This is a genomic window from Streptomyces sp. NPDC058052 (genome assembly GCF_042885515.1).
Taxonomy (GTDB): domain Bacteria; phylum Actinomycetota; class Actinomycetes; order Streptomycetales; family Streptomycetaceae; genus Streptomyces.
The window spans coordinates 65653-90712 of sequence record NZ_JBHVRX010000033.1 but is presented as its reverse complement, the minus strand read 5'-3'; the positions used below and the strand labels follow the sequence as shown (position 1 = coordinate 90712).

At 74.4% G+C, this 25060-nt stretch carries 23 protein-coding genes and 1 tRNA gene; 9 read left to right on the top strand and 15 right to left on the bottom strand.

Going from position 1 to position 25060, the window contains the following annotated elements:
* The coding region (locus ACFVU3_RS32880; protein WP_390072043.1) for a response regulator transcription factor at nt 1–1732 on the top strand (1732 nt) is incomplete at its 5' end.
* A 72-nt stretch (nt 1733–1804) separates the two neighbouring features.
* On the opposite strand, the gene ACFVU3_RS32875 is transcribed toward ACFVU3_RS32880, so the two are convergent.
* The 11 genes from ACFVU3_RS32875 to ACFVU3_RS32825 all read right to left on the bottom strand — a co-directional run bounded on the left by ACFVU3_RS32875 (nt 1805) and on the right by ACFVU3_RS32825 (nt 11481).
* Entirely contained in the window at nt 1805–3457 is a 1653-nt protein-coding gene (locus ACFVU3_RS32875) for a long-chain fatty acid--CoA ligase (RefSeq protein ID WP_390072041.1), read from the bottom strand.
* A gap of 162 nt (nt 3458–3619) precedes the next feature.
* Nucleotides 3620–4231, bottom strand: coding sequence for a SigE family RNA polymerase sigma factor (locus ACFVU3_RS32870; protein ID WP_390072039.1), 612 nt, complete (start codon nt 4229–4231; stop codon nt 3620–3622).
* Between the two features lie 233 nt (nt 4232–4464).
* Nucleotides 4465–5631 carry a lipid-transfer protein gene (locus ACFVU3_RS32865; RefSeq protein ID WP_390072037.1) on the bottom strand — a complete coding sequence of 389 codons (1167 nt, stop codon included), beginning with the start codon at nt 5629–5631 and terminating at the stop codon, nt 4465–4467.
* Nucleotides 5628–6026, bottom strand: coding sequence for a MaoC/PaaZ C-terminal domain-containing protein (locus ACFVU3_RS32860; RefSeq protein WP_390072047.1), 399 nt, complete (start codon nt 6024–6026; stop codon nt 5628–5630). The genes ACFVU3_RS32865 and ACFVU3_RS32860 overlap by 4 nt, the downstream gene beginning before the upstream one ends.
* 68 nt (nt 6027–6094) lie before the next feature.
* Nucleotides 6095–7129 carry an acyl-CoA dehydrogenase family protein gene (locus tag ACFVU3_RS32855; protein WP_390072035.1) on the bottom strand — a complete coding sequence of 345 codons (1035 nt, stop codon included), beginning with the start codon at nt 7127–7129 and terminating at the stop codon, nt 6095–6097.
* A gap of 1 nt (nt 7130) precedes the next feature.
* The gene (locus ACFVU3_RS32850) at nt 7131–8069 is read right to left on the bottom strand and encodes a bifunctional MaoC family dehydratase N-terminal/OB-fold nucleic acid binding domain-containing protein (RefSeq protein WP_390072033.1); all 939 of its coding nucleotides are present in this window, start codon (nt 8067–8069) and stop codon (nt 7131–7133) included.
* On the bottom strand, nt 8066–9232 hold the full coding sequence (locus ACFVU3_RS32845; protein WP_390072031.1) for an acyl-CoA dehydrogenase family protein: 1167 nt from the start codon (nt 9230–9232) through the stop codon (nt 8066–8068). The genes ACFVU3_RS32850 and ACFVU3_RS32845 overlap by 4 nt, the downstream gene beginning before the upstream one ends.
* Before the next feature lie 280 nt (nt 9233–9512).
* Nucleotides 9513–9818 (bottom strand): hypothetical protein, encoded by a 306-nt coding sequence (locus ACFVU3_RS32840; RefSeq protein ID WP_390072029.1) that lies wholly within the window; start codon nt 9816–9818, stop codon nt 9513–9515.
* A gap of 387 nt (nt 9819–10205) precedes the next feature.
* Nucleotides 10206–10739, bottom strand: a complete 534-nt coding sequence (locus tag ACFVU3_RS32835) for an O-acetyl-ADP-ribose deacetylase (protein WP_390072027.1) — start codon at nt 10737–10739, stop codon at nt 10206–10208.
* Between the two features lie 149 nt (nt 10740–10888).
* Nucleotides 10889–11287, bottom strand: a complete 399-nt coding sequence (locus tag ACFVU3_RS32830; RefSeq protein ID WP_390072025.1) for a hypothetical protein — start codon at nt 11285–11287, stop codon at nt 10889–10891.
* Between the two features lie 107 nt (nt 11288–11394).
* A tRNA-Ser gene (locus tag ACFVU3_RS32825) sits at nt 11395–11481 on the bottom strand.
* A gap of 207 nt (nt 11482–11688) precedes the next feature.
* Here ACFVU3_RS32825 and ACFVU3_RS32820 point away from each other — a divergent pair.
* Nucleotides 11689–12537 (top strand): MHYT domain-containing protein, encoded by an 849-nt coding sequence (locus ACFVU3_RS32820; protein WP_390072023.1) that lies wholly within the window; start codon nt 11689–11691, stop codon nt 12535–12537.
* Nucleotides 12538–12689: 152 nt separating this feature from the next.
* On the opposite strand, the gene ACFVU3_RS32815 is transcribed toward ACFVU3_RS32820, so the two are convergent.
* Nucleotides 12690–14138 carry a S1C family serine protease gene (locus ACFVU3_RS32815; RefSeq protein ID WP_390072022.1) on the bottom strand — a complete coding sequence of 483 codons (1449 nt, stop codon included), beginning with the start codon at nt 14136–14138 and terminating at the stop codon, nt 12690–12692.
* Between the two features lie 192 nt (nt 14139–14330).
* Between ACFVU3_RS32815 and ACFVU3_RS32810 the strand changes: the two genes are divergently transcribed.
* The 3 genes from ACFVU3_RS32810 (at nt 14331) to ACFVU3_RS32800 (ending at nt 17167) form a co-directional block, all read left to right on the top strand.
* Nucleotides 14331–15170 carry a glycerophosphodiester phosphodiesterase gene (locus ACFVU3_RS32810; protein WP_390072021.1) on the top strand — a complete coding sequence of 280 codons (840 nt, stop codon included), beginning with the start codon at nt 14331–14333 and terminating at the stop codon, nt 15168–15170.
* 77 nt (nt 15171–15247) lie between these two features.
* Nucleotides 15248–15853, top strand: coding sequence for an ATP-binding protein (locus ACFVU3_RS32805; protein ID WP_390072019.1), 606 nt, complete (start codon nt 15248–15250; stop codon nt 15851–15853).
* A gap of 336 nt (nt 15854–16189) precedes the next feature.
* Complete coding sequence (locus tag ACFVU3_RS32800) at nt 16190–17167, top strand: DUF5926 family protein (RefSeq protein WP_390072017.1); 978 nt, start codon at nt 16190–16192, stop codon at nt 17165–17167.
* A gap of 219 nt (nt 17168–17386) precedes the next feature.
* Here ACFVU3_RS32800 and ACFVU3_RS32795 read toward each other — a convergent pair whose 3' ends face one another.
* Together ACFVU3_RS32795 and ACFVU3_RS32790 are read right to left on the bottom strand one after the other, a co-directional pair.
* Nucleotides 17387–18121, bottom strand: coding sequence for a hypothetical protein (locus tag ACFVU3_RS32795; RefSeq protein WP_390072016.1), 735 nt, complete (start codon nt 18119–18121; stop codon nt 17387–17389).
* 204 nt (nt 18122–18325) lie between these two features.
* Nucleotides 18326–19120, bottom strand: a complete 795-nt coding sequence (locus ACFVU3_RS32790; protein ID WP_390072014.1) for a bifunctional DNA primase/polymerase — start codon at nt 19118–19120, stop codon at nt 18326–18328.
* Nucleotides 19121–19613: 493 nt separating this feature from the next.
* Between ACFVU3_RS32790 and ACFVU3_RS32785 the strand changes: the two genes are divergently transcribed.
* Nucleotides 19614–21095 carry a PP2C family protein-serine/threonine phosphatase gene (locus ACFVU3_RS32785; RefSeq protein WP_390072012.1) on the top strand — a complete coding sequence of 494 codons (1482 nt, stop codon included), beginning with the start codon at nt 19614–19616 and terminating at the stop codon, nt 21093–21095.
* 104 nt (nt 21096–21199) lie between these two features.
* Nucleotides 21200–22657, top strand: a complete 1458-nt coding sequence (locus tag ACFVU3_RS32780; RefSeq protein WP_390072011.1) for an aminopeptidase P family protein — start codon at nt 21200–21202, stop codon at nt 22655–22657.
* A 58-nt stretch (nt 22658–22715) separates the two neighbouring features.
* Here the strand turns inward: ACFVU3_RS32780 and ACFVU3_RS32775 are convergent, their stop codons facing one another.
* The gene (locus ACFVU3_RS32775) at nt 22716–23165 is read right to left on the bottom strand and encodes an ATP-binding protein (RefSeq protein ID WP_390072010.1); all 450 of its coding nucleotides are present in this window, start codon (nt 23163–23165) and stop codon (nt 22716–22718) included.
* Between the two features lie 204 nt (nt 23166–23369).
* Between ACFVU3_RS32775 and ACFVU3_RS32770 the strand changes: the two genes are divergently transcribed.
* Both ACFVU3_RS32770 and ACFVU3_RS32765 read left to right on the top strand, forming a co-directional pair.
* Complete coding sequence (locus ACFVU3_RS32770) at nt 23370–24149, top strand: hypothetical protein (protein WP_390072009.1); 780 nt, start codon at nt 23370–23372, stop codon at nt 24147–24149.
* A 147-nt stretch (nt 24150–24296) separates the two neighbouring features.
* Nucleotides 24297–25052: a YcnI family protein gene (locus ACFVU3_RS32765; protein ID WP_390072008.1), complete on the top strand. Its 756-nt coding sequence runs from the start codon at nt 24297–24299 to the stop codon at nt 25050–25052.
* Nucleotides 25053–25060: the final 8 nt, after the last annotated feature.

The window sequence follows — 25060 nt, the reverse complement described above, 5'->3', positions numbered from 1 at the left end:
CGCCGGGGGCGAGCGGCCGACCGGGCGCCGGCGGCGCGCGCTCGCCGCCGCGCAGGAGCGGGCCGCCGCCGCCGAGGCCGGACCGCGGACGCCGTTCGCGCTGCCGCCGGCCGACGCGGACCGCGAGGCCCCGGAGTCCGTGGCGGACGAGGCCGGGTCCGGGCACGAGAACGGGATCCGCGAGGACGACGGCCTCCGGACCGGGCCCGATCACGACGCCGGTCACGAGCACGGCCCCGGCCCCGGTCACGAGCATGAGCACGGTCACGAGGCCGTGCGGGACGTGCCCGCCGTCCCCGGCCACACCCCGCCGCAGCCGCACCCCCTTCCGGCCGCGCCCGCGGTCCCGGCGGCCGTCCCGGTCCCGGCGGCCACCCCGGTCCCGGCCACCGGTCTCGCGCCGGTCGCCGCCCCCGCGGTCGTACCGCCGGCGCCCCCGGCTCCGGCCGCCCCGACGGCGACGCCCGCGAACGGCACCGGCACCGGTTCCGTACCTCTGCCCCCCGAACTGCCGATGCCGACCCCGGCACCGGCCCCCGCACCGGCCGTGACGCCGGTGCCCGGCGCGCTCCCGGCCGCGGCTCCCGCCGCCGCTCCGGCGCCGGCCCCGCTGCCGAAGGACTCCACGCAGGGGCGGGCGTTCAGCGTGCGGACGCTCGGCCAGGGGGTGCCCTTCGCGCCTCCGGCGCAGGCCGGGACGCCCGTCGCCGCGCCCTCCAGCGGTTCGGGCCGGCGCCGCAAGCTCGCGACGCCGCCGGAGCTCGATCCGCCGGCCCCGGCCTCCGGCCCCGCGCCGCTTCCGGCCGCTGCCGCCGCCCCGCCCGTACCGGCGTCCCCGCCCGTGCCCGTGGCGCCCGCGATGCCCGCCGCGTCCGAGGGGCGCGGGCGCGCCTACGCGATAGGGGCGCCCGCCGAGGGGTCCGCCGAGGGGCCCGAGCCGCTCGACGGTCCCGGGGGCGCGGTCGAGGTCGTCAACCGGCCCACCCCGCTCCCCGTCGACGACGAACTGCCTCCGGAGCCGCTCGACAACCCGCGCCGGCTGCTCGTCTGGCCCGCGCCGGACGTGGCCACCCAGCAGGCGCTGAGCGACCGCGGCTACCGGCCGGTGATCGTGCACTCCCGCGAGGAGGTCGACGCGCAGATCGCCGCCTTCCCGGCCGCGCTCTTCGTCGACCCGCTGACCGGGCCGATCACCCGGACCGCGCTCCAGTCGCTGCGCCAGGCGGCCGTCGCCGCCGAGGTGCCGGTGCTGCTCGCGGCCGGACTCGGACAGGCGGGCCGGGAGGAGGCGTACGGCGCCGATCCCGCCGTCCTGCTCAAGGCGCTCGCGCCGCGCGACAGCGAGCAGCACCCCTCGCGGGTGCTGGTCATCGAGGAGAACGAGCACATCGCCGACGCGCTCGCCGCCACCCTGGAGCGGCGCGGGATGCGGGTGGAGCGGGCGGCCACGGACACCGAGGCGGTGGCGCTGGCCGGTGAGATCCGGCCGAACCTGGTGGTCATGGACCTCATGCAGGTGCGCCGCCGGCGGGCCGGGATCATCGACTGGCTGCGGGCCAACGGGCAGCTCAACCGCACGCCGCTGGTCGTCTACACCTCGGCCGGCCTCGACGACGAGAAGCTGCCGGAGCTCTCCTCCGGCGAGACGGTCCTCTATCTGGCCGAGCGCTCCAACAGCGCCGAGGTGCAGGCCAGGATCGTCGACCTGCTGGCGAAGATCGGCACCAACTGAGCCGGCCGCACGACGACGGGGGAGGGCGCGAAGCCCTCCCCCGTCGTCGTGCGGCACCCGTCAGGGACGGGTTCAGATCGTGGTGACGTCCAGCTCGCCCTCCGCGTACTGCTTGCGGATCACCTTCTTGTCGAACTTGCCGACGCTGGTCTTCGGGACCGCGGGCACGATCGCCCAGCGCTCCGGCAGCTGCCACTTGGCGATGCCGCCCTCGCCGGCGAGGAAGTCCCGCAGGGTGGCGTAGTCGGCCTCGGCGCCCTCCTTGAGGACGACGGTCGCGAGCGGGCGCTCGCCCCACTTCTCGTCCGGGACGGCGACGACGGCGGCCTCGGCAACGGACGGGTGGGCCATGATCGCGTTCTCCAGCTCGACGCTGGAGATCCACTCGCCGCCGGACTTGATGACGTCCTTGGCCCGGTCGGTGAGGGTGAGGAAGCCGTCGGGGCTGATCACGCCGACGTCGCCGGTCTTCAGCCAGCCGTCCTCGCTGAACTTGTCCTCGGGGCGGAGCGGGTCGGCGCCGATGCCGCCGAAGTACGCGCCCGCGATCCAGGTGCCGCGGACCTCCAGCTCACCGGCGGACTCGCCGTCCCAGGGCAGGTGCTCGCCGCCGGGGCCGACGAGCCGGCCCTCGACGCCGGCCGGGAACCGGCCCTGCGTGACGCGGTACGGCCACTCCTCCTCCGCGGTCAGCCCGGCCGGCGGGTGCGCCATCGTGCCGAGCGGGGAGGTCTCCGTCATGCCCCACGCCTGGCAGAGGCGGACGCCGAGCTTGTCGTACGCCTCCATGAGGGAGGGCGGGCAGGCGGCGCCGCCGATGGTGACCTGCCGCATGGAGGAGAGGTCGCGCGGCTTGGCGGTGACCTCGGCGAGCAGGCCCTGCCAGATGGTGGGGACGGCGGCGGCGTGGGTCGGCTTCTCGCGCTCGATCATCTCGGCGAGCGGGGCCGGCTGGAGGAAACGATCCGGCATGAGCATGTTGATGCCGGTCATGAAGGTGGCGTGCGGCAGGCCCCAGGCGTTGACGTGGAACTGCGGGACGACGACCAGGGTCGTGTCGCGGTCGGTGAGGCCCATCGACTCGGCCATGTTCACCTGCATCGAGTGCAGGTAGATCGAGCGGTGGGAGTAGACGACGCCCTTGGGGTCGCCGGTCGTGCCGGAGGTGTAGCACATGGCGGCGGCCGTGCGCTCGTCCAGATCCGGCCAGGCGTACGTGGTCGGACGGCCGGCGATCAGCTCCTCGTACTCGTGGACGCGCGGAGCGACGCCCTCCAGGAGGGAACGGTCGCCGGGGCCGGCGACAACCACGTGCTCGACCGTCGGCAGGTGCGGCAGGAGCGGCGCGAGGAGGGGGAGCAGCGAACCGTTGACGAGGACGACCCGGTCGGCGGCGTGGTTGACGATGAAAACCAGCTGCTCGGGGGGAAGCCGCAGGTTGAGGGTGTGCAGGACGGCGCCCATGGACGGCAGCGCGAAGTACGCCTCGACGTGCTCCGCGTTGTTCCACATGAGCGTCGCCGTGGCCTCGCCCGGCTGGACGCCCAGCTCGTCGCGGAGTGCGTTGGCGAGCTGGGCGGCGCGGTCGCCGACCTCGGCGAAGGTGCGGCGCTGCGGCTCGGGCTCACCGGTCCAGGTCGTGACGGTGGAACCGCCGTGGATCCGTCGGCCGTGCTCGAGGATCCGGCTGATGGTGAGCTGTACGTCCTGCATGGTGCTGTACACGGGGCGTCCTCCCGGTGGGCGCTACGTGGCAGTAAGGATGTGCAGATTCTGCGCACGTACCGCGCGGTATGTCACTACCCGGGAGTATCGAAATTGCCAGTGATCACTGGCGGATGTCAACGAACGGCCCGAACGGCCGGGCGCCGCGGCGGGGGCCGCGGCTCAGGCGGCGACCCCCTCGGTGAGCTCCGGGTCCTCCCGGAGACGGCCCAGCGCACGCGAGACCGCGCTCTTCACCGTGCCCACGGAGACCCCGAGCGCCTCGGCCGTCTGGGCCTCGCTGAGGTCCTCGTAGTACCGCAGGACGACCATCTGCCGCTGCCGCTCCGGGAGCTTCATCACGGCGCGCCACATGGCGTCGTGCAGCACCTGCCGCTCGGCCGGGTCGGGCTCGGGCAGCCCCGCGGGCTCGGGCAGCTCGTCGCAGACGAACTCCTCGACCTTCCGCTTGCGCCACTGCGAGGTGCGGGTGTTCACCAGCGCCCGGCGCACGTACCCGTCGAGGGCCCGGTGGTCCTCGATCCGCTCCCAGGCCACGAAGGTCTTGGTGAGCGCGGTCTGGAGCAGGTCCTCGGCGTCGCTCGGGTTCGCGGTCAGCGAGCGGGCGGTGCGCAGCAGCAGCGGCCCCCGCTGCCTCACGAACGAGGAGAACGAGGGGTACGCGAACGGGCGCGGGCCCTGGCGCGGAGAGGTGCGCGGGGCCGTGCGCTGTACGGTCCGGGTGGTGACCGTCGAGGCGCCGGCGCAGACGGGGCCAGTGGGTGGCGGAGTCATGGCTCCACGCTAGGAGCGGAGGGGTACCGGACGGATCGGCCCCAGGTCCCGAACCGGGCTCCCCCTCAGGTCGGAGTCGTCGGGGTGCCCTCACCTCCTCTGGGTGGAGCCGCTCTCACCCCCGGGTCAGGGTCTCCCCGAGGAACCGCGACCTCCGTTTCCCCCTCCGGCCTCCGTCTCCCCGTCCGGCCTCCGTCTCCCCGTCCGGCCTCCGTCTCCCCCTCCGGCCGCCGTCAGTCATCCGCGCCCAGGAGCAGGCCCGAGGTCGGCACGCCCGTCCCGGCCGTGACCAGCACCCGGGCCGCGCCGGGTATCTGGTTCACCGAGGTGCCCCGCAGCTGCCGCACCGCCTCCGCGATGCCGTTCATGCCGTGGAGGTACGCCTCCCCGAGCTGGCCGCCGTGGGTGTTGACCGGCAGCGCGTCCGCCGCGACGAAGTCCCCGCCCTCCCCCGGACCGCAGAAGCCGAACTCCTCCAGCTGCATGAGCACGAACGGGGTGAAGTGGTCGTAGAGGATGCCCACGTCGATGTCGGACGGCCGGAGCCCCGAGGTCCGCCACAGCTGGCGGGCCACGACCCCCATCTCGGGCAGCCCCGTCAGCCCGTCCCGGTAGAAGCTGGTCATGGCCTCCTGCTTGCGGCCGGCACCCTGCGCGGCGGCGAGGACGACAGCGGGCGCGTGCCGCAGGTCACGGGCGCGCTCCGGGGTGGTGACGACGATCGCCTGGCCGCCGTCGGTCTCCTGGCAGCAGTCGAGGAGGCGGAGCGGCTCCGCGATCCAGCGGGAGGCCGCGTGGTCGGCCAGGGTGATCGGCCTGCCGTGGAAGTGGGCGGCGGGGTTGGTCGCCGCGTACCGGCGGTCGGTGACGGCGACGTGCCCGAAGACCTCCGGGGTGAGCCCGTAGGTGTGCAGGTAGCGCTGGGCGGCCATGGCGACCCAGGAGGCGGGGGTCAGCAACCCGAAGGGCAGCTGCCAGCCGAGCGCGGCCCCTTCGGCGGACGGCTCGCGCTGCTGCACGCCGGAGCCGAAGCGGCGCCCCGACCGCTCGTTGAAGGCCCGGTAGCAGACGACGACCTCGGCGACGCCGGCCGCGACGGCGAGCGCCGCCTGCTGGACGGTGGCGCAGGCGGCACCGCCGCCGTAGTGGACGCGCGAGAAGAAGGAGAGCTCACCGATGCCGGCCGCCTGGGCGACGGTGATCTCGGGGTTGGTGTCCATGGTGAAGGTGACGAGCCCGTCCACGTCCCCCGGGGCGAGCCCGGCGTCGTCCAGCGCGGCCCGCACCGCCTCGACGGCGAGGGAGAGTTCGCTGCGGCCGGAGTCCTTGGAGAAGGCGGTCGCGCCGATGCCGGCGACGGCGGCCCGGCCGCCGAGGAGGTCGGGGTGACGCAGGCTCATCGGGGCACCTCCACGGTGACCGTGCCGGTGACGTGGTGGCCGAGACCGTTGGCCCCGGCGACGCGGACGAGGGCGGTGACGGTGCCGTCGGGGCCGTCCGTCACCTCGGCGACGGTGCCGGTCAACGTCATCGTGTCGCCGGGATAGTTGGGGGCGCCGAGGCGGATGGCGACCTTGCGGAGCACCGCGCGGGGGCCGAAGCGGTCGGTGACGTACCGGCCGACGAGGCCATTGGTGGTGAGGATGTTCATGAAGACGTCCGGGGAGCCCTTCGCGCGGGCGGCCTCGGCGTCGTGGTGGACGTCCTGGTAGTCGCGGGAGGCGACGGCCCCGGCCACGACGAGCGTGCGGGTCACCGGGATCTCCAGCGGAGCCAGCACGTCCCCGGCCCGCACGGCGCCCGCCACCGGACCCCCGCCCTCCGTCACCGCGCCCGTCCTCGCGGCGTCCTTCCCGGTCTCCGTCACGACGGGTCCCCCTTCGCGAGCAGGTCGCCGAGCTCGGCGAGGAGTTCGGTCCCGGCGCCCAGGTAGGCGTCGAGCTGCCGGCCCCACAGGAAGTGCCGGTGGACGGGGTGGTCGAGGTCGGCGCCCAGGCCGCCGTGGAGGTGCTGGCCGCTGTGCACCACCCGCTTCCCCGCCTCGGACGCCCACCAGGCGGCGGTCAGCGCGGCCCCCGCGCGGTCGAGCCCCGCGTCGGACCGCCAGGCCGCCTCATAGGCGGTGACCCGGATGGACTCGGTGTCCATGTGGGCGTCGGCGGCACGCAGTTGCACCGCCTGCCGGGTGGCCAGCGGCCGCCCGAACTGCTCCCGCACCGAGGTGTAGGCGACGGCCCGGGCCAGCGACCCGGCGCAGACGCCCGCCTGGAGCCCGGCGAAGGCGGTACGGGCGGCGGCGAGCACGTCCTCGTACGGGCCCGCCCCCGGCCGGTCCCCGAGCCGCTCGGCGGGCGTCCCGTCGAGCACCAGCCGCCCCGCCGACCAGGGCGCGGTCAGCTCGACGGGCTCGGTCACGGCGTCCTCGGTCCGCACCAGCCACAGGGCACGGTCCGCGTCCGGCACGAGGACGAAGGCCGCGTCCCGCAGCCACGGCACCCAGGCGACGGTCCCCGTGAGCCGCCCCTGCCGCGCCGTGACCGCGCCGGTCGCCGGGAAGGCCCCGGTCGCGACGGCCGTCCCGTCGCGCAGCCCCGGCAGGAGGCGGGCGCGCTGCTCCCCGGTGCCGTGCCGGGCGACGGCGAGGATCCCGTACACCCCGGTCGCGGCCAGCGGGACCTGGGCCGTCACCCGGCCCTGCTCCTCCAGCAGGAGGACGAGGCCGAGCAGCCCGATCTCCTCGACGGCGGCGGGGAGCCCGGCCGCGCACAGCGCCTTCCACAGCTCGGCGTCCGTGGCGCCGCCGGTGGCGGCGAGCCGCTCGTGCGTGGAGAGGTCGCCGAGGATCCGGGCGGCCAGCTCCCGCGCGGCCTCCTGCTCCTCGGTGGGCGTGAAGTCCATGTCAGCGCTCCCCTTCCGCGAGGTCCCGGTCGTCCACGGCGCGGAAGACGGGCAGCTCGAGCTCCTCGTCGACGCGCTGGAACTCCAGCCGGACCGGCATCCCGATCCGGACCTTGTCGTACGGCACCCCCACCACGTTGCCGATGATCCGGACGCCCTCGGCCAGTTCGATCAGCCCGACCGCGTAGGGCGGGTCGAAGGCCGGGAAGGGCGGGTGGTGCATGACCACGTACGAGAAGACCGTGCCCTCGCCGCTCGCCGCGACGGTCTCCCACTCCGGCGCCCCGCAGTCGTTGCACCCCGGCAGCCAGGGGAAGCGGAGGGCCCCGCAGGCCGTGCACCGCTGGATCAGCAGCCGGTGGGCGGCCACGCCCTCCCAGAACCCGGCGTTGTCCCGGTTGATCACCGGGCGGGGCCGCCGGGGCCGCTCCGGGGGCTTCGCCGGACGCGGGGCGGGCGCGTACTTGAGGATCCGGAAGCGGTGGGTGCCGGCGAGCTCGCCGCCCGCCCGCACGTCCATCCGCGTGGTCACGAAGTGGCCGGTCCCCAGCTTGGTGGTCTTGAGCGGCGAGACGGACTCGACGACGGCGTCGAAGGTGACCTCGTCACCGGGCCGGAGCGGACGCAGGTACTCCTGCTCGCAGTCGGTGGCGACCACCGCCGTGTACCCGGCCCCGTCGAGGAGGGCGAGCAGCTCCCCGTACGCCTCCGAGCGGTCCTCGTGCCCGGAGAGGCCGCCCATCGTCCACGCCTGGAGCATCGTCGGCGGCGCCACCGCGTCCGGTCCCCGGTACGCCGGGTGCGCGTCCCCCATGGCCTCGCACCAGTGCCGGATCATCGGCAGGTTCACCGTGTCCTTGCCGTGCCCGCCGACGGCCGCCGGCCGCCCCTCGTACGCCTTCAGCCGCTCGAACAGCCCCTCCTGCCCCTCCCCGCTCATCGCCGTCCCCTTCCCCGCATGCCGAGCCGTGCCCGCGCGACGATCTCCCGCTGCACCTCGCTCACCCCTCCCCCGAAGGTGTTGATCTGGGCGGCGCGGTTCATGCGCTCCAGCTCGCCGCCGTCCCGCTCCCCCGGCGATCCCGCTCGCACCGTCCCCGCGTCACCCGCGATCTCCTGACATATCCGGTACACCTCCACCGCCGATTCGGTTCCCGCGAACTTCACGCCGCTGGCGTCGCCAGGGGTCAGCCGGCCGGCCCCCACGTCCCCCACGAGACGCCAGTTCAGCAGGCGTGTCGCGGCCAGCCGGGCATGCGCCTCGGCGGCCCGGATCCGCACCCACGGCTCGTCGATCCGGCGCCGACCGGTCACCCGATCGGGTGTACGGGCGCTGTCGAGGACGGCGGCGAAGAAGTCCTCCGCCTGCATGCCGATCGCGGCCAGGGCGACGCGCTCGTGGTTGAGCTGCTCGGTGATGAGCCCCCAGCCGCCGTTCTCCTCGCCGACCAGGTTCCCGGCCGGCACCCGGATCCCGTCGTAGTAGGTCGCGGTCGTGGTGAGCCCGCCGACGGTCTCGATCGGCGTCCAGGAGAAGCCCGGCGCCCCGGTGGGGACGAGGAGGATCGAGATGCCCCGGTGCGGGGGCGCGTCGGGGTCGGTGCGGCAGGCGAGCCAGATCCAGTCGGCGTTCTGCGCGTTGGAGGTGAAGACCTTCTGCCCGTCGACGACCCAGGAATCGCCGTCGCGCACCGCGCGGGTACGGAGCGACGCCAGGTCCGTCCCCGCCTCGGGCTCGCTGTAGCCGATCGCGAAGACGCACTCGCCGCGCAGGATCCGGGGCAGGAACGCGGCCTTCTGCTGCTCGGTGCCGTACCGCATGAGCGTGGGGCCGACGGTGTTGAGGGTGACCATCGAGACGGGGGCACCGGCCCGGTACGCCTCGTCGAAGAAGACGAACTGCTCGTCGGGGCCGCGGCCCTGGCCGCCGTACTCCTCCGGCCAGCCGAGCCCGAGGAGTCCGTCGGCGCCGATCCGCCGCAGCAGTCGGCGCTGCGCGGCGCCGTCGGCCGCCGGGGGCGGCCCGTCGGGCATCGTCTCGCGGAAGTACGCGCGGAGTTCGGCGCGCAGCCGCAGCTGCCGCTCGGTCGGGGCGAGGTGCACGGGACGGCCTCCCGGGGGGACGACGAAGGTTTCTGACTGTCCGTCAGATACAGTCGCCCTGTCAAGGACACGGGAGCCGGGACCGGGGGAGGGACGGGGACGGGACCGGGGGAGGGACGGGGACGGGACAGGGGAGCGATGGGGGCGGGACAGGGGGGCGGAACAGAGGGAGCGCCTCGCGGGAACGCCGAGGCGGCCTGCGCGCCGGTGCCGAAGCACCGCCGCACAGGCCGCCGTTCACACCGCGGTCACGCCCCCTCGGGCCGGCCCCGTGGGGTCGTCACCACCACGGGTGGAAGTTGACGACGTTGTTCGACTGGGCGATGTGGGTGAAGGCCGAGCCGTTCACGCTCGCCGTGTTGTTCTGGTTGGAGGCACCGGAGCCGGTCGCCACCTGCTGCGTGGTGGTCGAGTTGCCGTTGTTGTCGCCACCCACGCCGCTGCCGATGATGGAGGCGACGCTCGTGTTCGATCCGTCGTCCGCGAAGCCGCCGTTGTCGGCCTGCGCCACTCCGCCGAAGAGGGCGGCGGCGAGCGGCAGGGCGGCGACGGCGGCGACGATGCGGGCGGTACGGATGCTTGCCATGTCTGTTCCTCCGGGAACTGAAGCCAGTCTGCTGTGCACGGAATGATCGATCTCTGAAGGAAGGCCGTGAACTCCGGCCCTGACCAGGGAAGTTGGCCGACCGCCCCGGTCGTTCTCTGCTCGACGTCGCGACTCCAGAGTTGCCCACCGAATCCCCGGCGAACCACCCCGGAGCGGCTGATTCCCCCGCAAGCGTGAGGACAAGCCGATAAACCCTTCGTCCCCGAGAAACCCCCAGCTCACGGCGGGCGCCGCCGGTGAAACACCCCGGATCCGTTACGCCGCATGCGAGGAAGCGTTCCGCCAGAACCCCCGGCGAACCGGACCCGGAACGACGCCGGCCACCCACCCCGCCTCGAACGGGAGTGGGAGAGGGGAAAAGACGTCCTAGCCCTGGCCCTCGGCTGCGACCGCGGCCTCGAAGGCGGCGTACGCGGGCGCGTCGAAGAGCACGAACCGCACCTCCTCGACCTCCGTCCCCTCCGAGGCGGCCCGCCGGACCGCCTCGACCGCGATCCGCGCGCCGTCGTCGATCGGCCAGCCGTAGACGCCCGTGGAGACCGCCGGGAAGGCGACCGTGCGGTCCCCCAGCGCGTCGGCCACCCGGAGGGACTCCCGGTAGCAGGAGGCCAGCAGCGCGGAACGGTCCTCGTCCGCCGACCAGACCGGCCCCACCGTGTGGATCACGTGCCGCGCCGGCAGCCGCCCGGCCGTGGTCGCCACCGCCCGCCCGGTCGGCAGCCCCTTGCCGTAGTGCGAGCGGCGGAGGTCCTGGCAGGCGGCGAGGATCTCCGGACCGCCCTTCCGGTGGATGGCCCCGTCGACCCCGCCACCCCCGAGCAGGGAGGAGTTCGCCGCGTTGACGACCGCGTCCACCGCCTCCGCGGTGATGTCCCCCTGGACGAGCACGATCCTGACCACGCCACTCTCCTCCGTCCCACGGTTCCCGGCCATCCTCCCGCCACGGAGTCACCGGGGCACGCGGACGCGTCCGCCCCCGGTCCGTCCGGGGCGGGTGGACCGGGGGTGCGCGCGTCCGCTCCCCCGCCCCGGACGGTCCCGGAGAGGAGCTACGCGCCCGGAGACCCCTCCGCGGCCACGACCACCTGGTAGGCGTCCTCGTAGAGGATCCGGCCGGGGTCCGAGGACTCCAGGCGCCGGCACTCGACGCCATGGGCGGCGAGCAGCTCCAGATAGCCGTCCACGCGCGCGATGAGCTCGTCGGCGGACGCCTTGAACCAGGCCACCGCGCCGGGGTGCACGGCCGGGTCGTACACGGAGGGGTCGACGTGGGTCGGATTCGGGTAGTGGGCGTCGTACCAGTCGTTGGAGGCCCGCCAGAAGCGGTACTGCTCCTCGCTCAGCCTGCCCCGCGCCGCCAGCTCGTTGGCGAGGACGAAGACACCGGGGAAGTGCCCGCGCGGATGCCGGACGACCCCCTGGAACCTGACGAACGCCGCTCGCTCCACGGACCCGCACCCCTCCCCGCCGCTCCCCGCCCCGCCCCGCCCCGCCCCGCCCCGGAACGGACGAGAGCCCCCGTCCGGTCTCGCCGGCCGGAGGCTCTCGCACACCGCGGTGGGTGTGGGATTTGAACCCACGGAGACATCGCTGCCTCGACGGTTTTCAAGACCGTTCCCTTAGGCCGCTCGGGCAACCCACCGTCGCTCCCGACCGCTTGGGGCGGAGCGGGCTACAGCGTACCGGGTGGGGAGAGGGGGTGGCGGGCGGCGGGACGGGGAGGGTGATTCGCGGAGACCTGGGCGGTGCGCCCGGAATGCCACGGGTGCCTGAAGATCGCCGGGATCACCGGGTTAGAGTCCCCTTCACCACATCTCCACGTTTCCTGAGAAGAACAGAGGTCCGCACGGTGCAGGGCACGATCGACGGGTTCAGCTATGGCATGGTCACGCCCATCGTGGGCTATGTGATGGCCTGCCTGGGCAGCGCGCTGGGGCTGCGCTGCACCGTGCGGTCGCTCGCGACCGGGCGGACCCGCAAACCCGGCTGGCTGGCCCTCGGGGCCGCGTCGATCGGGTGCGGGATCTGGACCATGCACTTCATCGCGATGCTCGGCTTCCAGGTGGGCGAGACCGCGATCTCGTACGACGGCACGCTGACCTTCCTCAGCCTGCTCGTCGCCGTGCTCGTCGTCGGCGCCGGCGTCTTCACCGTCGGCTACCGGGGGGCGCGGCCGGTGCCGCTGCTCGCCGCCGGCGTCTTCACCGGGCTCGGCGTCGCGGGCATGCACTACCTGGGCATGGCCGCCATGCGCATGAACGGTTCCGTGACGTACGCGCCCGGCGTCGTCGCCCTCTCCGTGCTCATCGCCGTGGTCGCCGCGACCGCCGCCCTCTGGGCCGCCGTCTCCGTCCGCGGCTTCCTCGCCAGCCTGGGCGCGAGCGTCGTCATGGGCATCGCCGTGACCGGCATGCACTACACGGGCATGGCCGCCGTCGGCGTGCGGGTCGCGCACGACGCCCACGTCACCGCCGGCGAGGGCTCCTCCGCCCTCGACGTCCTGCCGCTGCTCGTCGGCCCGCTCATCTTCCTGGTGGTCGCGGCGGCCGTCGTGATGCTCGACCCGATGCTCATCATGGGCGACGACGAGCCCGCCGTCCGCCCGGCCCCGCGCATCGACGTCGGCGACATCCACGTCAGCCTGAACGCCGACAACAACTGGGGCGTCGCGAGCGGGAACCCGGGGCGGGAGCGCTAGATCCCGTCCCGCGCGGCAGGACCGGGCGCGGACGAGTGCGGACCACGGCGGACTACGGCGGACCAAGGCGGACCGCGGCGGACGCGTGGAAGGGCGCCGGGGGATCCCCCGGCGCCCTTCCACGTGTCCCGTCCGTGCCCCGCGCGCGTGGGTCAGCTGTCGCCGGTGCGCTCGCCGAGCACGACCGTCGTCGTCGCCGACTTGCCGTCCCGCTCGTAGGTGATCTTCACCGGGTCGCCCGGCTTGTGGGTCCAGATCTCGCTGATGAGGGACGGGCCGCTGTCGATCGGGTGGTCCCCGAAGGCCGTGATCACATCGCCGGCCCGCAGGCCCGCCTTGGCCGCCGGCCCGTTCGGCGTCACCGACGCCGTGCCGCCGGCGCCCTGCTCGGCGATCCTCGCGCCCTCGCCCTTGTCGTTCATGTTCACGGTCGCGCCGATCACCGGGTAGACCGGCTTGCCGGTCTTGATCAGCTGCTCGGCCACCGCCTTCGCCTGGTTGACCGGGATCGCGAAGCCGAGACCGATCGAGCCCGCCTGCGACTGCCCGAAGCCGCCGCCGGTGGACTGGATCGCCGAGTTGATGCCGATCACCGCGCCGCTCGCGTCCAGCAGCGGGCCGCCCGAGTTGCCCGGGTTGATCGACGCGTCCGTCTGGAGGGCGCTCATGTACGAGTTGCTGCCGCCGCCGTCGCCCGAGGCCACCGGACGGTTCTTGGCGCTGATGATGCCGGTCGTCACCGTGTTGGAAAGGCCGAAGGGCGCGCCGATCGCGATCGTCGAGTCGCCGACCGCCACCTTGTCCGAGTCGCCGAGCGGCAGCGGCTTCAGCCCCTTCGGGGCCTCCTTCAGCTTGAGCACGGCCACGTCGTAGCCCTCGGCCCGGCCGACGACCTCCGCGTCGTACGTCCTGCCGTCCGAGAAGGTCGCGGAGAGCGTGCCGCCCTCGGCCGCCGACGCCACCACGTGGTTGTTGGTGACGATGTGGCCTTCCTGGTCGTAGACGAACCCGGTGCCGGTGCCGCCGTCGCCCTGGGTGTCACCGGACTTCGCCTGGATGGTGACCACGCTCGGCAGCGCCTTCGCGGCGACCGCCGCGACCGTGCCCGGCTCTCTCTTGAAGGAGGCCGGGGCCTCGCCCGAGGAGACCGTCGTCGACGCCGGGCCGTTGTCCTCGCGCTGGGCGGCCCAGTAGCCGATGCCACCGCCGATGCCGCCGGCGACGAGCGCCGCCACCAGGACCGCGGCGACGAGCCCGCCGGAGCGCTTGCGCGGGGCGGCGTGCTCGGCGGGCGGCGCCGGGACGGGCTCGCCCCATGCCGGTACGGCCGGCGGCGCCGGCGGCCAGGAGCCGCCCCCGGCAGCGGCCGTGTACGCCGGGAGTACGGGCGGGACCGGCGGCTGGATCCGGGTCGGCTCGTCCGCCGCGGGCGCCACCGGATGCTGCTGCGCCACCGGATGCTGCTGCGGCTGAGCGGCCTGCGGCGGCGCCTGCCCGGCCGGAGGGGCGGCGGGCGGGGCGGCGGGGACGGGAGGCGTGGCGGGGGCGGACGGGGCAGTCGGGTCCGCCGGAACCTCGGTGCCCTCGTTCTCGGTGCTCACAGCTCGCTCTCCTCGTTCACGGCGCGGGGACGGTGACGGTGACGGTCGCTCCAGGGTGCTGGGCCCAGCTTTTCCCACGTGACGTCAGACCACGGTAAGGCGGAGCTGTGCGTCCGCACCTCATCCTTTATATCGGGCAGAACGGACAGGTCTCGCGTGCCTGGGCCGCCCCGCCAATGGCACCATGACGCGGTGACCCACGCACGGCAGCAACCGCACCCCGGCCCCGTCCAGGTCGTCGCCCACCGAGGGGCCTCGGAGGACGCGCCGGAACACACCCTGGCCGCCTATGTGAAGGCCATCGAGGACGGCGCCGACGCCCTGGAGTGCGACGTACGGCTCACGGCCGACGGACACCTGGTCTGCGTCCACGACCGCCGTGTCGACCGTACCTCGAACGGCCGCGGCGCCGTCTCGACGCTCGAACTCGCCGACCTCGCGGCCCTCGACTTCGGCGCCTGGAAGGCGTTCAAGGAGGACCAGGAGTCCGGTGTCCCCGGCGAGACCCCCGACTGGGGCGACCCCGAGTACACCTCGGTCCTGACCCTGGAACGGCTCCTGGAGCTGGTCTCCGACGCCGGGCGGCGGGTCGAGCTCGCCATCGAGACCAAGCACCCCACCCGCTGGGCGGGCCAGGTCGAGGACCGGCTCCTCGCGCTCCTGAAGCGTTTCGGCCTCGACGCGCCCGAGGCGCCCGAGGAGTCCCCGGTACGGGTCATGAGCTTCTCGGCCCGCTCCCTGCACCGGATCGCCGCCGCCGCGCCGACCCTCCCGACCGTCTCCCTCACCCAGTTCGTCACCCCCCGCCTGCGCGACGGGCGCCTGCCCGCGGGCGCGCGCGTGGCGGGGCCGTCCATCCGGATCGTCCGGCACCATCCGGCCGTCATCCTCCGCCTGCAGAAGGCCGGTCACCAGGTCCACGTCTGGACGGTGGACGACCCGGAGGACGTCGAGCTGTGCCTGCGGCTCGGGGTCGACGCGATCATCACCAACCGCCCCAAGCACGTTCTCGCGCACCTCGGGCGCGCCTGAGTCACGGCCCCGGCGGGGCGGCGGGTGCCGCCCCGGGGTGTGCACCGGCGCGTTCGGCGCGTACGCGATCGTCACTTGTGCTCCACCCCACCCGGAACAGGCGGTTTCCGGTCGCGGTCGCCGGGGCATCCACACGGTGGCGTGGGGCGAAGGAGGTCTCGGGGGTGGCGTTGGTGGTGGCACAGAAGGTGCCCACGTCGTCGAGCATGGCCGTACCCCATGGCCCTGCGGGCGTGGGGGAAGCACGACACCGGATGCGGGACGAGCTGTACCGCGGCGGGGTGTCGGAATCGGTCGTCGACGACGCGGTCCTGATCCTGTCCGAACTGCTCAGCAACGCCTGTCGGCACGGCAGGCCGCTGGGCAGGGGCGACCGGGGAGAGGGCGATGTGCTGGCGGCCTGGCGGCTGGATCCGTCGGGCGGGCTGACGGTCGAGGTGACGGACGGAGGCGGTCCCACGAGACCCGTCCCGTCGACGCCCTCGGTCACGGCACGCGGCGGACGCGGGCTCAACATCATCGGCGCCCTGGCCCAGGACTGGGGCGTGCGCGACAGCGCGACGGGCGAGGTCACCGTCTGGGTGATCGTCACGGAGGGCCACCGCCGCGAGGACTTCGCGGCCCGGGTCGGCGCCGGCGGCTCCGGCCTCGACCTCCTCGACGCCTACGACGACCTGGACTGACGACACCCCCCGCGACCGCCGGCCCGGACCCCACGCGGACACCCGCACCAGCGGGGCCCGTACGCGCCCGGTCGCCGCGCGGCCGGAGCCGTACACGAGCGGCGGCAGGTCCCGGCGGTGCCGTACCCGACGGGTCCCGGCCGTCCGTACCCGCCCGGCGGGCGTCCCGGCCATCGTGGCCGTCCCGTTCCGGACATGTGGCCGTCCCGTTCCGGGCATGTGGCGGAGGGGCGGGGCCGCGCCGTCCCGCGGTCCTGGCACGGCTGAGCCTCCGGGGGCGTCCGTGCGGCTAGGCTCGCGCCCGACACAGCATCGCGATCGGGAGAAAGCCACACCATGGCCAAGAAGCGCCCCCAGACGAAGGCCGGCAAGAGCGGCCAGGCACAGGTCACGAACGGGGAGATCCCGGTCGTCGGCGCGCGCGAGCCGTGCCCGTGCGGTTCGGGCCGCCGCTACAAGGCGTGCCACGGCCGGACCGCCGCGCACGCCGCGACCGAGCACGTCCAGCGCCCCTTCGAGGGCCTGCCCGGCGAGTGCGACCTGGTCGCGCTGCGCGAGCTGGTGCCCGCCGCCACCGTGCCCCTCACCCTCAAGGGCGGTCTGCCCGAGGGCGTGCCGTCGGTGACGCTCGCGACGGTCCTGCCGATGGCCTGGCCCGCGCTCCGCCGCGACGACGGCTCCGTCCTGCTCGCCCTGCAGAACGACGGCACCTCCGGCGACCTGTCCCGCGACCTCGCCGACACGCTCCAGCGCGCGCTGGAGACCGAGCCCGGCAACCCGGTGCCGCCGCGCCGCGTCGAGCCCGAGGGCCCGCGCCTCCAGGACCTGCTCGACACGGACGCCCCGTTCGCGCCGGAGGTCCACACCGGCTTCGAGTTCTGGATCCCGCAGTCGGCGGACGGCGCCGACCCCGAGGTCGCCGCCTCCCTGGAGCGGGCCAACGCCGCCGCCATCCCCACGGTGAAGCTGGCCTCGGTCGACGCCTCCTACTGGTGCGAGACCCCGGACAAGAACCACCTGCGCTGGGTCATGCCGCACCCCGAGGAGAAGCTCCTCGACGCGCTCGCCCGCCTCCAGGCCGCCGGCACCACGTCGCTCGGCCCGGACACCCGTCTCGTCGGCTCCTTCCGCGCCCACGGCCTGATGGTGCCGGTGTGGGACCTGCCGTCGGCGATGACCGCCGAGCAGTGCGAGAAGCCGGCCGCCGAGTTCGCCGAGCGGCTGGCCGAGGCGCTCGCCGTGGACACCCCGCTGACCGCCGAGGAGCGCCGGGCGCGCGGCGGCCTCACGAACCGTCAGGTGACTCTCAGCTGATACCCCAGGTGGTATCGGTGACTGACAGACCGACCAGTCGGTGACTTCCGCCACAGCGGAACCTACGGAGCGGTAAATCCCTGTCCGAATAACCGAGATCGAATTTGCGAACAGCAGATCTCTTGTTACCGTTCTGGAAGCCCGGTCGCTGGTGCATCCCCCGTCGCCAGCGACCGGGCGTTTCCATGTCCGCCCCCGCCGTCGCGCCGGGGCGTTCTCTCAACTCGCTTGCTCGTCGGCCGTGTTGCTGCCGGACCGGAGCAGCAGCGGCGCGGCGCCGCCCTCGTCCCTTCCCGCGAATTCCGCCACCGCCCCATGCGCGCGGGCCGTTCCCGTACCCGGCTCCCTCGGGGTGTCACAGGTGCCCGGCTCGTCCCGCGCCGGGACCGCGCAGCGCACCTGGACGGTCCGTCCGCCGGGTGCCATGAGGGTCAGAATCGCGTCGATCTCGTGGCCGGTGGCGTTGCGGTAGTACGTGCGCGCCCAGACGTCCGGACCCTCGGACAGGACGCAGGTCTGCGCCTCGACGCCCTTGGGCGAGGCGAGTTCGGGACCGCAGCGGCTGAGCCGCTCGGGCGCCCCGGCGGACGCGCCGGTACGACGCTCCGGCCCCGGCGAGGACGCCGGTGCGGGTGCCGGGGCGGACGCCGAGGGCGGTGCGGGCGTCGCCGTCCTCCCCGCCGGGCGCCGCGCGTCCTCGGCGGTACGGGTCTCCCGGCCGAGCCCCAGGTCTCCGATCAGCTCCCCGGCGAGCCGGCCGTCGCCCGCCCCGCCCGTCCCGCCCGCGGCGGCTCCGGAGGACCCGCCCGGCTTCGCGTCCGCGGGGGCCGCCACCGGTGGCGGTGACGCGTCGTCCGGCTGTCCGGCCTTCGCGGCGAGGGGGACGAGGACGGCGATCGCGACGGCGGTGCCGAGGCCGGCCATGCGGAGTTGCGCCGGGCTCAGCCGACTCATGCGACCCACCTGCTCTGTTCGGGGAACGGTCCCGGACGGGAACGATCACGGACGGTGGGGCGAACCTATCGGCGCCGGGCGGGCACCCGCCGGGCCGCGCGCCCGATTCCCGTACGCGTCGGCCCAGGACACACCCGTTCGGGTGAACGGCGGCGGGTGCCGGGGTCACCCGGCACGCGCGCGTGGACCCCGCCGCCCGGTCGCTCAGTACGCGAGCCGGCTCCCGCCGCCCGGTGTGGCGGTGCTCGCCTCCACGAGGGCGTCCACCACCGCCTCGACGTCCGGCAGCCACGGCCGCCCGGATCCCGCGAGCGGAGCCCGCTCCCAGCGGACCTGCCCGGTGCCCGCCGTGGACGGAGGCAGCAACAGATAGCCGCCCTCTCCATGGAAGCGCAGCGAACTGGGCACGCTGTCCTTCGCGTACAGCAGTTCACCGAGCCGTTCGAGGCCGTACGGGGCGACCAGGATCGACCAGCGGGTCGGCGTCGCCACCACCGGGCCGAAGCGCATGCCGGCCGCGTCGAGGGCCCGCAGGGCGCGGGCGCCCGCGAGGGCCGGGAGGCTCACCGCGCAGGGGGCGCGGCCGCCGGTGGCGAGCACGATCGGGGCGTCCGGGCGCCGGGTCCACCACCAGCGGATCATCCGCTCGTCGGTGGTGGCGGCGAGCAGCCCGGGGTCGAAGGGGTGGGCGCCGGGGACCACGCAGCCCGGGTCGGGGCAGGCGCACACCGGTCCGTCGCCGCCGGGCCGGGGCGTACCGCCCGCCCGGGTCGCACCGCTGCGGGCCCAGCCGGGCCGGACCCAGCCGGTCCGGGTCGTGCCCCCGGGCCGCTCGGCCGCGCCGGAGGTCGTCGTCGTACGGGCGGGCTCCTCGAGTCCCACGCCCGGCAGGATCGGCCAATCCCACCGGACCGCGAAGGTGACCGCCGCGTCCTGCCGTGCGGCCCTCGCCTTGCGCCGGAACCGGGCCCTGCGTCGCCTTCCGAGGATCTCGCGCATGAGCGCTCGTTCCTTTCCGTTGAACGCCGAATCCACATCACACCATGTGCAGATCTCTTCACCGTGCGTATCAGCGCGTACAGCGTCGGCGGTGCGTCGCCCCGCTCGGGGGCGGGGCCGGCCGGAACGGGGCCGGGTCACAGTCAGGTCGAAGCCGGTTCAGAACACGATCCCCGCCACGCGGGGACGGGCCGCGGCCTGCGGCACGTACGACGCCGGGGTTCCGCTTCTCGATCCCGGGGCGCTGTCAACTGCCCCTGCCTGTCATCGATTACGTACCCCACACGCTCAGAATGACGCGCTTTCAAACGACGCCAGTCGACCGCAAATGGTGCACACCGAGGGCAATTTTCAGCCAACTTCCAGCCCACTTCAACCCCTGCGCACGACCTCCCGGAACCCCGCCCGGACACCACAAGTCCCACGGGGACAATGCTGGACATCGCTCCTCGGGTGCGTGTACATGTGGAGACATCGAGCGGTGCCCAATGACATGGGGGTTTGCGATGCCATGGCGTCAAACGCACCGGTCGGAAAGCCGACCGAGATGAGCTCCCCACAGCTGCCGAAGCACCTTGCGAAAGTGGCCGGAATCGACTCCACGGTTCCCGCTCCACCGCACACTAAGGCGCCCCTCGCGGGCGTCCCCGCCGCCGCGGCACCGGCCGACGCGGCCCCCGCGCCCGGCGCCCTCATCACGGACCGCCTCGCCGGCTGGGTCTCCGACCTCACCACCCTCCACGAACTCACCGAGCGGCTGATCAGGACCGCCACCCTCGACGACGCCCTCCACGAACTGCTCGGCGCCGGAGCCGCCCTCGTGGGCGCCCGGCGCGGCATGGCCGTCCTCGAACCCGCCGACGGCCTCGGCCCCACCGCCACCATCGGCCTCGGCCTCGCCCACGCCGACCTCGGCACCATCGAGACCGTCCCCCGCGGCGCCACCAGCTACGGCCGGCTCCTCGACGGGCTCCCCGACCCGTCCGACCCGGGCCGCGTCCCGGAGCCCATCGCCATCCACGACGTGCGCACCGAGGAGGGCCTCGACCCCCGCCACCGCGAGGTCGCCGCCCGCCTCGGCTACGCCGCCAGCTACGCCCTGCCCCTCGCCACCGAGGAGGCCGGCCGGATCGGCGCCGCCGTCTGGCTCTACGACGAGCCGGCCGCCCCCGACGAACGCCGGCGCCACCTCATCGGCCTCTACGGCCGCTTCGCCACCGAGCACCTCGCCCGCCTCCTCCAGGTCGAGCGCGCCCGCGTCCAGGTCTCCACCGTCGCCGAGGAGCTGCTCCCGAGCCGGCTCCCCCGTGTCCCCGGGGTCCGGCTCGCCGCCCGCCACCGCACCGGCCCCCGCGGCGGTGGCGACTGGTACGACGCGCTGCCGCTGCCCGACGGCGCCCTCGGCCTCGCCGTCGGCTCCGTCTCCGGCACCGGGCCGAGCGCGCTGGCCGCCATGGGCCGGCTGCGCGCCTCGCTGCGGGCGTACGCGGTGATGGAGGGCGAGGACCCGGTCGCCGTCCTCTCCGACCTGGAGCTGCTGCTCCGGCTCACCGAGCCGGCCCGCTCGGCCACCGCCCTCTTCGCCTACGCCGAACCCGCCCGGCGCCGGCTCGTCCTCGCCGGCGCCGGCCACGCGCCGCCGCTCCTCGTCGGCGAGCGCCGCACCGCGTACGTGGAGACTTCGCTCTCCGCCCCGCTCGGGATGCTCTCCTGCTGGGAGGCGCCCAGCGTGGAGCTGTCGCCCGCGCCTGGAGAAACGGTGCTGCTCTACACGGACGGGCTGCTGCGGCGTACCGGCGACCCCATCGACCGGGCCTTCGCCCGGCTCCACGCGGCCGCCGCGAGCGTGCCCCGCGCGGACCGGGACGATCCGGGAGCGATCGCCGACCACGTGCTGCGGACCGTGCTCCCGGACGGGCTCGACCCCGCGGTGGAGGGCGAGGACGTGGTGCTGCTCGCCGCCCGCTTCGACTGATCCCGGCGGTGACCGCGCGGTAACAGGTCTTCCGGCCCTGGGCCCCCTTCCGTACGACCGTACGATGGAGGGGGTTCAGTGTCGTACCAAGAGGAGGCAGACCCGTGGCCGATGAGCTCACTCCGGAGACCCCGGACGAGGCCGAAGAGCCGATCAAGCAGCGGAAGAACGGCCTGTACCCGGGCGTCTCCGACGAGCTCGCCGAGAGCATGAAGTCCGGCTGGGCCGACACGGAGCTGACCGGGCTCGCGCCGATCCCGCAGGCGGCCATGACCGCCGCGCGCCGGGCCGCGCTCTCCGCCCGCTTCCCGGGCGAGCGCCTGGTGATCCCGGCCGGCAACCTGAAGACCCGGTCGAACGACACCGAGTACAGCTTCCGCGCCGCCACCGAGTACGCGTACCTCACCGGCGACCAGACCCACGACGGCGTCCTGGTCCTGGAGCCGGCCGCGGCCGGCCACGAGGCCACGATCTACCTGCTGCCGCGCTCGAACCGTGAGAACGGCGAGTTCTGGCTCGACGGCATGGGCGAGCTGTGGGTCGGCCGCCGCCACTCCCTCGCCGAGGCGGAGCAGCTGCTCGGCATCCCGGCGAAGGACGTGCGCGAGCTCACCGCCGCCCTCAAGGAGGCCACCGGCCCGGTCCGCGCCGTGCGCGGCCACGACGCCGGCATCGAGGCCGCCCTCACCGACAAGGTGACCGCCGAGCGCGACGAGGAGCTGCGGGTCTTCCTCTCCGAGGCCCGCCTCGTCAAGGACTCCTTCGAGATCGCCGAGCTGGAGAAGGCATGCGCCTCCACCGCCCGCGGCTTCGAGGACGTCGTGAAGGTCCTCGACAAGGCCGAGGCCACCAGCGAGCGCTACATCGAGGGCACCTTCTTCCTCCGCGCCCGCGTCGAGGGCAACGACGTCGGCTACGGCTCCATCTGCGCCGCCGGCCCGCACGCCTGCACCCTCCACTGGGTCCGCAACGACGGCGCCGTGCGCTCCGGCGACCTGCTCCTCCTCGACGCCGGCGTCGAGACCACCGAGCTGTACACCGCCGACGTCACCCGCACCCTGCCGATCAACGGCCGGTACACGGACGTCCAGCGCAAGATCTACGACGCCGTGTACGAGGCGCAGGAGGCCGGCATCGCCGCGGTGAAGCCCGGCGCCGCCTACCGCGACTTCCACGACGCCGCCCAGCGCGTGCTCGCCGAGAAGCTCGTCGAGTGGGGCCTCGTCGAGGGCCCGGTCGAGCGCGTCCTGGAGCTGGGCCTCCAGCGCCGCTGGACCCTGCACGGCACCGGCCACATGCTCGGCATGGACGTCCACGACTGCGCCGCCGCGCGCACCGAGGCGTACGTCGACACCACGCTGGAGCCGGGCATGTGCCTGACCGTCGAGCCCGGGCTCTACTTCCAGGCCGACGACCTGACCGTGCCGGAGGAGTACCGCGGCATCGGCGTCCGGATCGAGGACGACATCCTGGTCACCGAGGACGGCAACCGGAACCTCTCGGACCAGCTGCCGCGCCGCTCCGACGAGGTCGAGGCGTGGATGGCCGCCCTGAAGGGCTGACCCCGCACGCCGTGACGAGGGCCCCCGCCGGAATCCCGGCGGGGGCCCTCCGCGCGTCTCAGGCCATCAGGAGGGAAGGGCTGTCCTTCCACTTGAGGATCTTGTCGAAGCTGACCACCGCGCCGCCGCGGCCCGAGCGGCCGAAGTGGACGTGGTCGGAGAGCTCCTCGATCAGCCGGAGCCCGCGCCCGTGCTCGGCGTCCGGACCGGCCGCCGGGGCCGGGGCGGTCCGCACCTCGGCGAAGCCGGGACCCGCGTCGGCGACCTCGATCCGGCAGGTCTCGCCGTCGAGGAAGGCCGTCACCCGGTACGCCTCCGAGCCGCGGCCCGCGGCGGCGCCGCCCCCGTGCTCGACCGCGTTGGCACACGCCTCGGTCAGGGCCACCGACAGCTCGTAGGACACGTCGGGATCGACCCCGGCCGTCTCCATGGTGCCGAGGAACAGGCGCCGGGCGAGCGGCACGCTCGCGGCCTCGCGCCGCAGATGGAGTGACCACCAGATGCTCATGCTCCAGCCTCCCGGCAGCGGCTCGACATACCCCTAGCTATTGCCGGAGACAGCGGTCCGTAAGCACCCGAACCGGTCAGGAGCGCCCGTTCGGCGGATATGACCGCTCCCGGCGGCGGTGTATGTCCTCCCGAACACCCCCAAGAACGACCTTGCGGACCTGCCGCGTGGAGGCGGGTGCGCTGGTGCGATGATGGGGCCGCCATGTCTGCCCCCGCGCTCGCTCCACGGCTGCTGAGGGCCGCGGTGTTCACCGCGGTCTGCGTCGTGCTGTCCGCGCTGGGACACGCCCTCGCCGCCTGTGCGGGCATCGCCCTGTGGACCCTCCTCGCCGGATTCCTCGGCGTCTTCGGGGTCACGGTCCTGCTCACCGGGCGCGAGCGCTCCCTGGGCTTCGTCGTCGCCACCCTCGCCGGCGGACAGCTCGGACTCCATCTGCTCTTCGGCCTCGGCCAGCGGCAGCTCGCCCTGAGCGCCCAGGCCGACGACTCGCTGGTACGGATGGCGGCCAAGCTCGTCTGCGGGGCGGGCGCCGCCTCCCTCACCCCCGGCGACGCCGCCGGGATCCTCGACCGGGCCGGGATCGACCCGGCCGCCGCGCAGGCCCACGCGGGCATGCACACGGCCGGCACGGCACCCGCCGGCGCGCTCCTGCCGAGCCTGCCGATGCTCCTCGGGCACCTGCTCGCCGCCCTGGTGGCCGGCTGGCTGCTGCGCCGGGGCGACCTCGCCCTGGTCCGGCTCGTCGAACTCTCCGAGCAGGGCGCCGCCGAGCTGGCCGAGAGCACACTGGTGCGCTCGCTGCGCGCCGCTCTCCGGCTCGTACGGGCCCTGCTCGCCGGCCTGGCGACGCTGGCCCCGGCCGGTCCGCGCGGCCGGCTCCGTACCGCCCTCGACCCCGCGCCGCCACCGGCGGCCGGGGCACTCCAGCACACGGTGATCCGCCGCGGCCCGCCGGCCGCCGCCTGCGTCCTCGCAGCCTGACGCGGTCCGCTCCACGAGGGAGCGGGGCCGCGCCCGTCCGCACCCACCCGCCCGGCTCCGTCCGTGGCCCCGGTGTGCCGGACCGGACCGCCTTCCCTCCTCCGGGGTCCCCTCCGCGGGCCCCCTCACCGAGCCGGAGTGTCTTCCATGAACCTGTCCCGCGTCGCCCTCGCCGCCGGCACCGCCGCCGCCTCCGTCGTCCTGCTCTCGGGCACGGCCTTCGCGCACGTCAGCGTGCAGCCCCAGGGCGAGGCCGCCCAGGGCGGCTACGCGACCGTGAACATCAAGGTCCCGAACGAGCGCGACAACGCCTCCACCGTGAAGCTGGAGGTCAACTTCCCGCTCGACCACCCGCTCGCCTCCGTCATGCCGCAGCCGGTGCCGGGCTGGAAGGCCGTGGTCACCAAGGCCAAGCTGGACAAGCCGCTGACCCTGCACGGCAAGCAGATCAACGAGGCCGTCTCCAAGGTCACCTGGACCGCGGACGGCTCGAAGATCGGCCCCGGCCAGTTCCAGCAGTTCCCGCTCTCCCTCGGCCAGCTGCCGGAGGACACCGACCAGCTCGTCCTCAAGGCGATCCAGACCTACGACAACGACGAGGTCGTGCGCTGGATCGAGGAGCAGAAGGGCTCCGAGGAGCCGCAGAACCCGGCCCCCGTCCTGAAGCTCTCGGCCGCCGGCGAGGACCACCACGGCGGCGGCGCCGCCACCTCCGCCGCGCCCTCCGCCTCCGCCGACGCGAAGGCCGGCCACGAGGAGAAGGCCGGCGACCACTCCGGCAAGGAGACCGCCTCGGCCTCCTCCACCGACACCACGGCCCGCGTCCTCGGCGTCGTCGGCATCCTCGTCGGCGCCGCCGGCATCGCCTTCGGTGTCCTCGCCGGACGCCGTCGCTCGGCCTGACGGCACCC

Bases quoted from the DNA above. Each gene is read 5' to 3' on its own strand.
- ACFVU3_RS32870 (WP_390072039.1), bottom strand. From the start codon at position 4,231: ATGACTCCGCCACCCACTGGCCCCGTCTGCGCCGGCGCCTCGACGGTC.
- ACFVU3_RS32865 (WP_390072037.1), bottom strand. From the start codon at position 5,631: ATGAGCCTGCGTCACCCCGACCTCCTCGGCGGCCGGGCCGCCGTCGCC.
- ACFVU3_RS32855 (WP_390072035.1), bottom strand. From the start codon at position 7,129: ATGGACTTCACGCCCACCGAGGAGCAGGAGGCCGCGCGGGAGCTGGCC.
- ACFVU3_RS32850 (WP_390072033.1), bottom strand. From the start codon at position 8,069: ATGAGCGGGGAGGGGCAGGAGGGGCTGTTCGAGCGGCTGAAGGCGTAC.
- ACFVU3_RS32840 (WP_390072029.1), bottom strand. From the start codon at position 9,818: ATGGCAAGCATCCGTACCGCCCGCATCGTCGCCGCCGTCGCCGCCCTG.
- ACFVU3_RS32800 (WP_390072017.1), top strand. From the start codon at position 16,190: ATGGCCAAGAAGCGCCCCCAGACGAAGGCCGGCAAGAGCGGCCAGGCA.
- ACFVU3_RS32795 (WP_390072016.1), bottom strand. From the start codon at position 18,121: ATGAGTCGGCTGAGCCCGGCGCAACTCCGCATGGCCGGCCTCGGCACC.
- ACFVU3_RS32790 (WP_390072014.1), bottom strand. From the start codon at position 19,120: ATGCGCGAGATCCTCGGAAGGCGACGCAGGGCCCGGTTCCGGCGCAAG.
- ACFVU3_RS32785 (WP_390072012.1), top strand. From the start codon at position 19,614: ATGGGGGTTTGCGATGCCATGGCGTCAAACGCACCGGTCGGAAAGCCG.
- ACFVU3_RS32775 (WP_390072010.1), bottom strand. From the start codon at position 23,165: ATGAGCATCTGGTGGTCACTCCATCTGCGGCGCGAGGCCGCGAGCGTG.
- ACFVU3_RS32770 (WP_390072009.1), top strand. From the start codon at position 23,370: ATGTCTGCCCCCGCGCTCGCTCCACGGCTGCTGAGGGCCGCGGTGTTC.
- ACFVU3_RS32765 (WP_390072008.1), top strand. From the start codon at position 24,297: ATGAACCTGTCCCGCGTCGCCCTCGCCGCCGGCACCGCCGCCGCCTCC.